The sequence below is a fragment of the Naumannella huperziae genome, assembly GCF_054073625.1.
Map to the genome: position 1 here is coordinate 1,024,054 of NZ_JBSXPH010000001.1, position 11,937 is coordinate 1,035,990.

Genomic DNA, 11,937 nt, shown 5'->3' on the forward strand with positions numbered 1-11,937 from the left:
TCATGACGGTGCACGCGCTGTTGCCGGCCGACGTGGCATCGCGGCCGACCGGCGGCAATCGCTGGGATCTGCGGGTCTGCGACGAGCTGGTGCGGGCGGGTGTGCGGGTGCGGCGCCACGAGCTCTCGGGCGACTGGCCGGCCGGCGGCGCGGACGTCCTGGCCGACGCCTGCGGTGCGCTGCCTGACGGCGCGACCGTGCTGGCCGACGGGCTGCTCGGCTGCGCCCACCCCGCGGTCTGGCGGCGCCATGCCGACCGGCTGCGGGCGATCATGATCGTTCACCTGCCGCTCGCGTTGGAGACGGGTACGCCGTCCGCGGCCGAACTGGACGAGCGGGAACGGGACTCGCTCGCCGCTGTCGATGCGGTGATCGCGACCTCGCCGACCGCGGCGGCCGAGCTGGCCCGGCGGCACGGCCTTGACCCGGGCCGGATCGTGATCGCCGTGCCCGGCACCGACCCGGCGCCCCCGACCGTGCCCGAACCGGCCGGCGGCCGGCTGCTCTGCGTCGCGGCGATCACCTCGCGCAAGGGGATCGACCGGTTGGTGGAGGCGCTCGGCGAGCTCGCCGACCTGACCTGGACCTGCACGCTCGTCGGGCCCCGGGACCGGGAACCCGCGCTACAGGACCGACTCGACGCGCGGATCGCCGAGCTCGGCCTCGACCGGCGGATGATCTTCCGCGGGCCGCTCACCGGCGACGACCTGGCCGCCGCCTATGCCGCCGCCGATCTGCTGGTGCTGCCGTCGCTGCACGAAACCTACGGGATGGTGATCACCGAGGCCCTGGCCCGGGCGATCCCGGTGATCAGCACCGCCGCCGGGACCCGCGACGCGCTCGGCGCCACCCCCGACGGGCCGCCCGGGGCGCTCGTGGACGCGGACGAGCTGTCGACCGCCCTGCGGCGGTGGCTCACCGATCCGGGGCTGCGCGCCCGCTGGCGGCGGCGTGCCGAACACCGCCGCGCCGGTCTGACCGACTGGCAGCGCACCGCCGAACCCGTCCTTCGCCTGGTCGGAGGGTCGTCATGAGCATGGGCTTCGACCCGGCCTGGCTCGCCGTCCGCGAACCCGTCGACGCCGCCAGCCGCTCGGCCGAGCTGCTGGCGCAGGTCGGCGCCGCGCTCCCGGACCGGCCGCGGGTCTGGGACCTCGCCGCCGGCACCGGCTCGCTGACCCGCTGGCTGGCGCCGCGCCTGCCGGCGCAGACGAGCTTTCTGCTGATCGACCATGACGCCACCCTGCTCGCGCAGGCGCGCTGCGACGGCGTACCCATCGACATCCGCACCGCCGATCTCGGGCAGCTCACCCCCGCCGAGGCGGCCGGCGCCGACCTGATCGCCGCGTCCGCCCTGCTCGACCTGCTCGACGACGACCAGCTCGCCTCACTCGCGGAGCTGATCATGGAGTCGGGTACGCCGGCCCTGTTCACCCTGAGCGTCAGCGGCGATGTTTCCTTCACCCCCACCGACCCGCTCGATGACGCGCTCCGGGACGCCTTCAACGATCATCAGCGCCGCGGTGGCCGGGCCGGACCGGATGCCCCGCAGCGGTTCGCAGCGCACTTCCCGGCAGATCGGGTCCGGGTCGCCGAGACGCCGTGGCGGCTGACCGCCGGGCACCCGCTGCTCGGACCGTGGCTCGACGGCTGGCTCGCCGCCGCGATCGACGAGCGCCCCGAGCTCGCTGCCCTCGCGGCACAGTGGCGCCGCCGCCGGCTGGCCGACCCCTCGCTCGCCGTCGAGGTCGGGCACCGGGATCTGTTGATCATGCCCGAACCGGAGCGTCGGCGATGACGGGCAACGCGCGGGCGGCTGAGCAGGATTCGCTGCCGGATGTCCGCAGCACCACGGTGTGGGGTCGGATCTGGCGCCCGTTCTGGGTGCTGCCACTGGTGATCATCGTGGTCGTCGCGGTTGTCGGGCTGCTGCTGCCCGAGGCCGAGCGCGCGATCACCGAGCACCTGCCGTTCGTCTTCGAGGGCGGGGCCGACGGGGCGCGCAGCATGCTCGGCACGATCGCGGGGGCGATGATCTCGGTCACCGGCCTGGTGTTCTCGATCACGATGGTCGTCGTCCAGCTCGCGAGCAGCCAGTTCACCCCGCGGGTGCTCAACGACTTTCTTTCCAGCCGCGTCACCCAGGCGACCCTCGGCATCTTCACCGCGACCTTCGTCTACGCCCTCACCGTGCTGCGCTCGGTGCGCGGCACCTCCGACACCGACTCCTATGTGCCACAACTGTCGGTCACGCTGGCGTTCGTGCTGGTGCTGGCGAGCGTCGGCATGTTCCTTGCCTACATCCACCACATCACCCGCTCGATCCAGGTCAGCGCGATCGTCTCGCAACTGGGCGCGGTGACGATGGACGTGGTCACGCGATACTTCCCCGCCGCGGATGGCCCGCGCCCGCCCGAGCCGGACCGGCCCCGGCCCGCCGCCGAGCCGGTCCGGATCGACGCGGTCGAGCACGGCGTCGTGGCCGAGATCTCGCTGCGCCGACTGCGCGACTGGGCGACCGAGCACGACGCGCTCGTCGAGGTGCTGATCCCGATCGGCCAGTTCGTCGCCGAGGGCATGCCGGTGCTGCGGGTCTGGGCGCCCGGCACGGTGCGCGAGGACGTCGAGCCGCTGCGGGTCAGCGTCGTCGTCGAGGAGGACCGCGGTTTCCACCAGGACCCGGCGCTGGGCATCCGCAAGCTGGTCGACATCGGCGAGCGCGCACTGAGCCCGGGCATCAACGATCCCACGACGGCCGTACAGGTCACCGACGAATTGCATCGGATCCTGCGCGCGCTGGTCGTGCGCCGGGACCTGACGAGCGTGGTCGCGGTCGAGGGGACGGTACGCCTGGTGCACCGGCCGCAGCGGATCGCCGAGCTGGTCGCACTCGCACTCGACGAGCTGCTGCACTACGGCAAGGATTCGCCGCAGATCCCGCCGCGGGTGCTGGCGATGCTGCGGGACCTGCAGACCGTCGCCCTGCCCGAACACGCCGAGACACTCCGCGGTTGGGAGCGCATCGCCGACGATGCCGCGCGGCGGCTGGCCAGATCGCCCGGCGGCTGATGATGCCGCGTCGGGTGCTCCGAGTCCTGGCCGGACCGGCCGTGCTGGTGGTGATCATCCTCGTCGTCGGGCCCGAACCGATCATCGAGGCGGTCACCTCGGCCAGCCCGGCCCGGGTGGCCCTCGCGATGATCATCGGCGCGGCGACCACGGCCGCCGTCGCGGCGCGCTGGGTGCTCTGCTGCCGAGCGCTGCGTCTGCCGCTGCGGCTCGGGCAGGCGTACCCGGCCTGCTACCAGGCCCAACTCCTGAACGCGCTGCTCCCCGCGGGCGTCCTCGGCGATGCGGCGCGCGCGGTCGGCCACGGCCGACGGGCCGGCATCGGCCCCGCCGCCCGCGCGGTGTTCTGGGAGCGCGCCAGCGGGCAGCTCACCCTGCTCGCCGTCACCGGGGTTGTCGTGCTGGTCTGGCCGCGGCTGATCAGTCCCGACCGGCCCACCGAGGTGCGGGCAGCCTGCCTGGTGATCATGGTCGCGCTGGCGGCCGCGGGGTTCTGGGTGCGCCGGGAGGGAGCGGCCGCAGCGGCCTGTTCGGCGGGCGGCTGGCGCGGCCGGGTCGGCGTACTCCTCGCCGACGTGCGCACGACGCTGATCTCGCGGACCGGGCTGGCGATGGCTGGGCTGTCACTGATCGCGCTGGCCGGTTATCTGGCGACCTTCCTGGTCGCGGCGAGCGCCATCCCGGCTGCGGGCGGGCGTACCGGACAGTTGATCGCGCTCGGACTGATCACGCTGGTCGCGATGGCCGTGCCGTTCAATGTCGGCGGATTCGGCCCGCGCGAGGCGGGCGCGGCGCTGGCCTTCGCGGCGGCCGGACTCGGCGCGGGCACGGGCGTGGCCGTCGCGGCCCTGTACGGGCTGCTCAGCCTGGCCGCGGCCCTGCCGGGCGCGATCCCGCTGGTGATCAACCTGCTTCGGGGCCGAGCCGCAGATCGTGGCCCATCCGGGTCCGCTTCGCGCGCAGGTACGCCAGATTCTCCGGGTGCCGAAACGTCTGGGTCGGAACCCGCTCGGCGATCGTGATGCCGAACTCGGCGAGCTGGCGGTCCTTGTCGGGGTTGTTGCTGAGCAGCCGGATCGTGTCGACGCCGAGCGCGGCGAGCATCTGCGCGGCGACGGCGAAATCGCGCCCGTCGGCGGGAAGGTCGAGCGCCTCGTTGGCGGCGTAGGTGTCCAGGCCCGCGTCCTGCAGGGCGTACGCGTCGATCTTGTTGTAGAGCCCGATCCCGCGGCCCTCCTGCCGCAGGTAGAGCACGATGCCGCCCTCGGCGCGGACCAGCGCCAGTGCCTCGGCAAGCTGCTCACCGCAGTCGCAACGGTGCGAACCGAAGACATCGCCGGTCAGGCATTCGGAGTGCACCCGGACCAGCGGTACGCCCTCGCCCTGTCGGACCAGGGCGACATGCTCACCCCCGTCGGCCAGCCCGTCGAAGCTGATCAGATCGGCATCCGGCCCGGGCAGTCGGACCCGACGGCGGATCGAAGCGCGCGGCAGTGTCATGCAGACATCCTGCCCCAGCGGGCCCGGCGCCCCCGGGCGAGGGGCCGTCGGCTCCTAGAATGCGGGCGTGGTCGTCGCATTCATGGTGGCCGGTGGCATCGGAGTCGCGGTCCTGGTCTTGTCGCTGGTGCTCGGCGACGTGTTCGACGGGCTGGGTGGCGCGCTGGACGATGTCGGCGGCGACTTCTTCTCCGTCGGCGGGGTCGCGGGCGCGGTGGCGGTGTTCGGCTTCGGCGCGGCGGCGCTGCTGCTGCTCGGGGCACCGACGCCGTGGGCGGTGGTCGGCGGCATCGCGCTCGGGATCGTGCTCGGCGCGGGCGTCGGGTGGCTGACGAACAAGCTCAAGTCCGCCGAGGGCGATACCTCCACCGTGCGCCGGGAATCGATGATCGGCGCGCAGGGCCGGGTGATCGCCGACATCCCCGACGACGGCTTCGGCATCGTCACCGTCACCGTCAACGGCCACCTGACCCGGCTCAATGCCCGGGCGGATGCGGCGCTGCCGAGTGGCACCAACGTGCGGGTCAGTGAGGTTCTGACCGCCACGTCTGCCAAGGTGGTGCCGACCTCGCCCGAGGACCCGCTCGACTGACCTGCCCCGCCGAAGGAGCCCCGCCGTGGATCTGGCCGCCATCATTCCCATTGCCCTGATCGTTCTTGTCGTATTACTGGTGATCATCTTCATCGCGCGGCGCTACCGGGTGGCGGGGCCGAACGAGGCCTACATCGTGACCGGCCGACGTGGCGCCAAGCCGGTGAAGAATCCGGAGACCGGAGAGATCACGACCGACCTGTCCGGGCAGAAGGTCGTGATGGGTGCCGGGGTGTTCGTGATCCCGTTCATCCAGCGGCTGCACATCCTGGACCTGTCCTCGCGGCGGATCATGGTGCAGATCCGTGGTGCCGTGTCGGGCCAGGGCATCAAGCTGAACGTGGACGGCGTGGCCATCGTCAAGGTCGGCGGCAACGAGGACTCGATCCGGGCCGCCGCCCAGCGCTTCCTCGCCCAGCAGGACGAGATCGAGACCTTCACCCAGGAGACGCTGGCCGGCTCGCTGCGCTCCATCGTCGGCTCGCTGACCGTCGAGCAGATCATCCGCGACCGGGCGGCGTTCGCCCAGCGGGTCGCCGACGAGTCCGAGTCGTCCCTGACCGGCCAGGGCCTGGTGCTGGACACCTTCCAGATCCAGGACATCACCGACGACGGCAGCTACCTCGCCGACCTCGGCCGGCCCGAGTCGGCCCGGGTCGGGCAGGTCGCGGCGGTGGCCGAGGCGGCGGCCCGCCAGGAGTCGGAGCAGGCCCGGATCGCCGCCGAGCAGGAGATCGCGGTCGCCGGCCGGACGCTGATGCTGAAGCAGGCCGAGATCAAGTCCGAGACCGACGCCGCGGCCGCACAGGCCGCCGCGGCCGGGCCGCTGGCGCAGGCCGATCGCGACCAGGCGGTGCTGGCCGAGCAGGAGAAGGTGGCCGTGCGGCAGGCGGCACTGAAGGACCGGCAGCTCGACACCGAGGTCCGCAAGCCCGCCGACGCGGAGCGCTACCGGGTGGAGACCGAGGCCGAGGGCCGGCGCAACTCCGAGATCCTGGAGGCCGAGGCGCGCAAGGCGGCGGCCATCGCGGCCGCCGAGGCCGAGGCGGAGAAGGCCCGCCTGACCGGTGAGGGCGACAAGTCCCGGCGCAGCGCGCTCGCCGAGGCCGAGGCCATCGAGGGTGCCCGGCGGGGCGAGGCGGAGAAGGCCCGGCGTACCGCCGAGGCGGATGCGGTCCGCGCCGAGGGCGACGCGCAGGCCGCGGCGATCCTCGCCACCGGCCAGGCGGAGGCCGAGGCGATGAACAAGCGCGCCGACGCGTTCGCCCGGTACAACGAGGCGGCCGTGCTGCAGATGCTGGTCGAGGCCCTGCCGCAGGTGGCGCGCGAGGTGGCCGCGCCGATGCAGAGCATCGACAAGCTGACCGTCGTCTCCACCGACGGCGCCGGCGAGATGCCCAAGCAGGTCACCAACAACGTCGTGCAGACCATGGAGTTGATCAAGAACACCACCGGCGTGGATCTGTCCAAGCTGGTCGCGAAGTACTCCGAGGACGCGGCGTCGACCAGCGCACCGGCCCCGGTCGTGCCGGCGCCGGTGTCACCGGACGACGAGGGCTAGAGCCGGCGCAGGAAGTCCGGGTCGTCGTCCGGGCTGAGTGGCGTGCGTCGGTGCTGGCCGAGGCTGCGGGCGTTCGGCCGCCCGAGCAGCAGCCAGGCGGCAGGGCCGACGACCGGCAACAGCACGATCGCGAAGAACCACAGCCACTTGGGCATCGCCCGCACGGCATCGCGCGGCGCCTGCGCCAGCTCGATCACGCAATAGATGAGCAGCGCCACCGCGATCAGAATCGGCAGATAGCGGATCATCGGCCAAGTGTACGCCGCGGAGCGGGTCCTGGCGGGTCCTGGCGGGTCCGCGGCCGGCGAACCGACCGCCTCCGTTCCCGGCCGGAGAAGCGCGGCGCCCGGACGCGCCGTGGTGGCGCGCCCGGGCGATTCGCGGGGCCGACTCAGTGCGTCGGGAAGCCCAGGCTGATCTGGCTCTCCGAGGGCTCCGGCCAGCGGGTGGTGACGACCTTGCGGCGGGTGTAGAAGTTGAACGACTCGGGCCCGTACATGTGGGTGTCGCCGAACAGCGACTTCTTCCAGCCGCCGAAGGAGTAGGCCCCGATCGGCACCGGGATCGGCACGTTCACGCCGACCATGCCGACCTCGATGTCGAACTCGAACTGCCGCGCGGTCTTGCCGTCGCGAGTGAACACCGCGACCCCGTTGGCGTACTGGTTGGCGTTGATCAGCTCGACCGCCTGGTCGTAGCTGCCGACGCGAACGACCGACAGCACCGGACCGAAGATCTCGTCGTCATAGACCTTCATCCCGGGCTCGACATTGTCGACCAGGCTGACGCCGATGAAGAACCCGTCGCCGTCGAACTGCTTCTCCCGCCCGTCCACCACCACGGTCGCGCCCTCGCCGGCGGCGCCCTCGACGTAACCGGCGACGCGATCGCGCGCGTCGCGGGTGATCAGCGGGCCCATCTCGGACTCGGGATCGGTGCCGTCGCCGATCTTCAGTCCGGGCAGCCGGTCGGCGACCTTGCCGACCAGCTCATCGGCGACGTCGCCGACGGCGACCAGCACCGACACGGCCATGCAGCGCTCGCCGGCGGACCCATAGGCCGCCGAGACGGCCGCGTCGGCCGCCGCATCAAGATCGGCATCCGGCATCACGACCATGTGGTTCTTGGCGCCGCCGAGGGCCTGTACCCGCTTGCCGTTGGCGGCGGAGGTCTCGTAGATGTGCTTGGCGATCGGCGTCGAGCCGACGAAGCTCACTGCATCGATGCCATCGTGGTCCAGGATCGCGTTCACGGTCTCGGCATCGCCGTTGATCACATTCAGTACGCCGGCCGGCAGTCCCGCCTCGGCGAACGCCTGCGCGATCCACAGTGCCGCGGAAGGATCGCGCTCGCTGGGCTTGAGGATCACCGCGTTACCGGCGGCGATCGCCGTGGTGATCATCCACAGCGGCACCATCGCGGGAAAGTTGAACGGTGTGATGCAGGCGACCACGCCGACCGGCTGGCGGGTCTGGTGCACGTCGACGCCGCCGGCGACCTGCTCGGAGTACTCGCCCTTCAGGTGGTGCATCAGCCCCGCGCAGAACTCGACGTTCTCCAGCCCGCGCGCCACCTCGCCGGCCGCGTCGCTGACCACCTTGCCGTGCTCGCTGGTGATGATCCGGGCCAGCTCATCGGTCCGCTCGGTGACGATCTGGCGCAACCGGAACATCACGCCGGCTCGCTTCGCGAGCGGGGTGGTACGCCACTCGCGCTGCGCCTTGCGGGCGATGTCGACGGCATTGTCGAGCTCGGCGCCGGAGGCGAGCGCCACCTCGCCGCTCTGCTCGCCCGTCGCCGGGTTGTAGACGGGGCCGGTCTTCTCGCCACCGTCGACCACCTGGCCGTCGACGAAGTGTCCGATGCGCTTCACTGCTGCTCCTTGTCGGTCTGTGGCAGGCCGGGTGCCTGCGGGTCGATGTTGCGGATGATCACGCTGCAGTCGAGATCGGCATCGCCGTCGTCGATCACCTGCTGCAGTTGGCCGGCGACCAGCTCGGCGGCCGGCAGGCGTACCCCCACCTGCTCGGCTCCGGACAGCGCCAGGCCGACGTCCTTGCGGGCCAGGTCGGTGCGGAAGGTCGCGGCGAAGGAGTTGTTGGCGGCAGCGGTGTCGATCACGCCGGGCACCGGATACCAGGTCTGCAGGGCCCAGGAGTTGCCCGAGGAGACCTTCGCGATGTCGTGGAAGACCTTCGCGTCCAACCCGAGCTTGCGCGCCAGCACGGCACCCTCGGCGCATGCCTGCAGGCAGATGAACAGCATCATGTTGTTGCAGATCTTGGCGGCCTGGCCCGACGTCGCGCCGCCGGTCGGGATGATGTTGCCGCTCATCGGCTCGATGATCGACTTCGCCGCCTCGACGGCATCCTCGGCGCCGCCGACCATGAAGGTCAGGGTGCCCGCGGCGGCGCCGCTGATGCCGCCGGAGACGGGTGCGTCGACGAACCGGAAACCCTTCTCGGCGGCCGCATCGTGCAGATCCTGCGCGGTCTGCACGTCGATGGTGGAGGAATCGATCAACAGGGTCGACGGATCGGCGTGTTCCAGGATGCCGCCCTCGCCGAGATAGGCCTCCCGGGCATGATCACCCTTGGGGACCATGGTCACGACCGCGTCCGCGCGCTCGACCGCCTCGGCGATCGAGCCGACCACGTTCACCCCGTCTGCCGCGGCCGCCTCGGCGATCTGTGGCACCACGTCGAAGCCGCGTACCTCATTGCCCGCCCGGACCTGATTGGCGGCCATCGGCCGGCCCATGTTGCCGAGCCCGATGAAGGCGATCACTGCCATGCGCTTCCTCCTCGTCGAGATGCCGTCAGGCTAGGCTCGCGACCCCGGCGAGGCAATGCACACAGAGCCCGAAACTTTGCACCTGCGCCGTGCGTCTGTGCACAATCGCGGGCATGGCCCCGACCGGCGGAAGCAACCCGAATGCCGACGATCTGCTCGTCCTGCTCGCCGTGGCCCGGCTGGGACGGTTCACGGCGGCGGCCGACGTGCTCGGCGTGAACCATACGACGGTGTCGCGGCGGATCGCCGTCCTCGAACGAGCCGTCGGGGGGCGCGTCCTGGTGCAGACGCCGGGCGGCTGGGAGTTGTCCGACCTCGGCCGGCGGGTGCTGCCGGTCGCGGAGGAGATCGAGCGGGCGATGCAGTCGCTGGCCGTCGCCGCGGGCGGTGCGGAGGAGGTACGCGGCACCGTGCGCGTCGCCTCGCCGGACGGATTCAGCATTCACGTCGTGGTGCCGGCGGCGGCGGCGCTGCACCGCGAACACCCCGGGATCGACTGCGAGCTGATCGCCGCCACCCAGCGGCTGCGGCACCATCGCAGCGGCGTCGACATCGAGATCGTGGTCGGCGAACCGCCCGTGCACAAGGCGATCGCGGTCCGCCTGGGCCAGTACGCGCTTGCCCTCTATGCCACCGAGGAGTACTTGGCGCGGGCCGGCGTACCCGAGTCCGTCGGCGATCTTGCCCGGCACACGCTCGTCTACTACATCGAGTCGGCGCTGCAGGTCGACGATCTGGACATGGCCACCCGGGGCCTGCCCGCCCCCGCGGGCTCGCTGGCCTCGACCTCGGTCTTCGCGCACGTCGAGACCACGCTCGCCTCCGGAGGCATCGGCCTGTTGCCGGACTACATGGCGGCGATGCATCCGCGGTTGCGCCGCGTGGTGCCCGGCTTCGAGCACCCGCTGTCCTACTGGGCGGTGCTGCGTGAGGAGGCACTGCGCAGCCGCCCGGTGCACCTGATGCTGAACCAGATCCGGCGCCAGGGCGCCCGGACCGTCAGTCCCGACGCGCAGCCTCCCGCTCGGTGAGTTCGCGGTAGTCGTCGTCGATCTTGGTCAGTGAGATTCCCTTGGTCTCCGGGGCGATCAGTACGCCGATCATGGTGATCACGCAGCAGATCACGATGTAGATCGCGATCGGCAGCGAGCTGTTGTACGTGCGGAGCAGGGTGACCGCGATGATCGGCGCCAGCGAGCCGGCGAAGATCGACGTGACCTGGTAGCCGATCGACACGCCGGAGTAGCGCATCCGGGTCGGGAACTGCTCGGCCATGATCGCCGGCTGGCCGGCATACATCAACCCGTGTGCGATCAGGCCCAGCACCAACGCCAGCAGGATCGACCACGCCTGACCCGTGTCGAACAACCGGAAGGCATAGAACCCCCAGGCGGCCGCGAGCACGACGCCGATCGCATAGACCGGTCGACGCCCGACGCGGTCGCCGAGCCAGCCCCAGATCGGCACGGTGAAGAAGTGGATCAGGTGGGCGATCGCCAACAGGCCGAGGATCTCGGTGGTGTTGATGCCGACCGTCTGGCTCAGATAGGTGATCGAGAAGGTGACCACGATGTAGTAGAAGACGTTCTCCGCGACGCGCAACATCATCGCGGTGAGCACGCCCTTCGGGTAGCGGGTCAGGACCTCGCCGAGGCCGAAGCTCTGGTGGGCCTTGGCCTCGCCCTCGGCCTGCGCCTGCTGGAAGATCGGCGCATCGCTGACCCTGGTGCGGATGTAGTAGCCGACGACCACGATCACCGCGGACAGGAAGAACGCGATCCGCCAGCCCCAGGCCAGGAAGTCCGCCTCCGGCATGGCATTGGACAACACCAGCAGCACCAGCGTGGCGAGCAGGTTTCCGGCGGGTACGCCGGACTGGGGGAAGCTGGACCAGAAACCGCGGGACTTGTTGGGCGAGTGCTCGGCGACCAGCAGCACCGCGCCGCCCCATTCGCCGCCGACGGCAAAGCCCTGGGCGAAGCGCAGCAGCACCAAGATCACGGGGGCGGCGTACCCGATCATGGAGAACGGCGGGATCAGGCCCATGGCGAAGGTCGAGACGCCGACCAGGATGATGCTCACCTGCAGCAGGTGCTTGCGGCCGTACTTGTCACCGAAGTGCCCGAAGACGATGCCGCCCAGCGGCCGGGCGACGAAGCCCACGGCATAGGTGACGAAGGCGGCGATGATGCCGTCCAGTGGGTTGCCCGTCTTGGGGAAGAACAGCGGGCCGAAGACCAGGCTGGCGGCGGTGGCGTAGAGGAAGAACTCGTACCACTCGACGACGGTGCCGGCCATCGAGGCGGCGACCACCGGGCGCAGCCGCTCGCGGACCGTGCGCGGCGACTCGTTGCCCGGATCGGGGTTCACCGGCGGATCGGCCGGGGCGGCGTGCGACATGGAGCGACTCCTCGTCTTCGTT

General features: G+C 71.3%; 12 protein-coding genes. 7 read left to right on the plus strand and 5 right to left on the minus strand.

Annotated features, from left to right (window positions below):
* The first annotated feature begins 2 nt into the window (after positions 1-2).
* From ACXDC7_RS04850 to ACXDC7_RS04865, 4 genes are read left to right on the plus strand one after another with little or no spacing between them, the layout of a single operon-like run.
* Positions 3-1,034, plus strand: coding sequence for a glycosyltransferase family 4 protein (locus ACXDC7_RS04850; protein WP_459221394.1), 1,032 nt, complete (start codon positions 3-5; stop codon positions 1,032-1,034).
* Positions 1,031-1,798, plus strand: coding sequence for a class I SAM-dependent methyltransferase (locus ACXDC7_RS04855; RefSeq protein WP_459221395.1), 768 nt, complete (start codon positions 1,031-1,033; stop codon positions 1,796-1,798). The genes ACXDC7_RS04850 and ACXDC7_RS04855 overlap by 4 nt, the downstream gene beginning before the upstream one ends.
* On the plus strand, positions 1,795-3,069 hold the full coding sequence (locus tag ACXDC7_RS04860) for a DUF2254 domain-containing protein (RefSeq protein ID WP_459221396.1): 1,275 nt from the start codon (positions 1,795-1,797) through the stop codon (positions 3,067-3,069). The genes ACXDC7_RS04855 and ACXDC7_RS04860 overlap by 4 nt, the downstream gene beginning before the upstream one ends.
* A gap of 14 nt (positions 3,070-3,083) precedes the next feature.
* Positions 3,084-4,091, plus strand: coding sequence for a lysylphosphatidylglycerol synthase transmembrane domain-containing protein (locus ACXDC7_RS04865; protein WP_459221397.1), 1,008 nt, complete (start codon positions 3,084-3,086; stop codon positions 4,089-4,091).
* On the opposite strand, the gene ACXDC7_RS04870 is transcribed toward ACXDC7_RS04865, so the two are convergent.
* Positions 3,973-4,569 (minus strand): GTP cyclohydrolase II, encoded by a 597-nt coding sequence (locus tag ACXDC7_RS04870; RefSeq protein ID WP_459221398.1) that lies wholly within the window; start codon positions 4,567-4,569, stop codon positions 3,973-3,975. The genes ACXDC7_RS04865 and ACXDC7_RS04870 overlap by 119 nt on opposite strands.
* 67 nt (positions 4,570-4,636) lie before the next feature.
* On the opposite strand from ACXDC7_RS04870, the gene ACXDC7_RS04875 reads away from it, so the two are divergent.
* Positions 4,637-5,161, plus strand: a complete 525-nt coding sequence (locus tag ACXDC7_RS04875; protein WP_459221399.1) for an NfeD family protein — start codon at positions 4,637-4,639, stop codon at positions 5,159-5,161.
* Positions 5,162-5,186: 25 nt separating this feature from the next.
* Positions 5,187-6,722: a flotillin family protein gene (locus tag ACXDC7_RS04880; protein ID WP_459221400.1), complete on the plus strand. Its 1,536-nt coding sequence runs from the start codon at positions 5,187-5,189 to the stop codon at positions 6,720-6,722.
* Here the strand turns inward: ACXDC7_RS04880 and ACXDC7_RS04885 are convergent.
* The 3 genes from ACXDC7_RS04885 to mmsB form a co-directional block, all read right to left on the minus strand.
* Positions 6,719-6,970 carry a PLD nuclease N-terminal domain-containing protein gene (locus ACXDC7_RS04885; RefSeq protein ID WP_179444567.1) on the minus strand — a complete coding sequence of 84 codons (252 nt, stop codon included), beginning with the start codon at positions 6,968-6,970 and terminating at the stop codon, positions 6,719-6,721. The two genes, ACXDC7_RS04880 and ACXDC7_RS04885, sit on opposite strands and share 4 nt — an antisense overlap.
* A 143-nt stretch (positions 6,971-7,113) precedes the next feature.
* Positions 7,114-8,595 (minus strand): CoA-acylating methylmalonate-semialdehyde dehydrogenase, encoded by a 1,482-nt coding sequence (locus ACXDC7_RS04890; protein ID WP_179444566.1) that lies wholly within the window; start codon positions 8,593-8,595, stop codon positions 7,114-7,116.
* Positions 8,592-9,515 (minus strand): 3-hydroxyisobutyrate dehydrogenase, encoded by a 924-nt coding sequence (mmsB, locus tag ACXDC7_RS04895; RefSeq protein ID WP_179444565.1) that lies wholly within the window; start codon positions 9,513-9,515, stop codon positions 8,592-8,594. Before mmsB ends, ACXDC7_RS04890 begins: the two co-directional genes overlap by 4 nt.
* Before the next feature lie 113 nt (positions 9,516-9,628).
* Here mmsB and ACXDC7_RS04900 point away from each other — a divergent pair, with 113 nt between their 5' ends.
* A complete protein-coding gene (locus ACXDC7_RS04900) occupies positions 9,629-10,546 on the plus strand; it encodes a LysR family transcriptional regulator (RefSeq protein ID WP_459221401.1) in 918 nt (305 codons plus the stop codon).
* Here the strand turns inward: ACXDC7_RS04900 and ACXDC7_RS04905 are convergent.
* Positions 10,515-11,915 (minus strand): MFS transporter, encoded by a 1,401-nt coding sequence (locus tag ACXDC7_RS04905; RefSeq protein ID WP_459221402.1) that lies wholly within the window; start codon positions 11,913-11,915, stop codon positions 10,515-10,517. The two genes, ACXDC7_RS04900 and ACXDC7_RS04905, sit on opposite strands and share 32 nt — an antisense overlap.
* Positions 11,916-11,937: the final 22 nt, after the last annotated feature.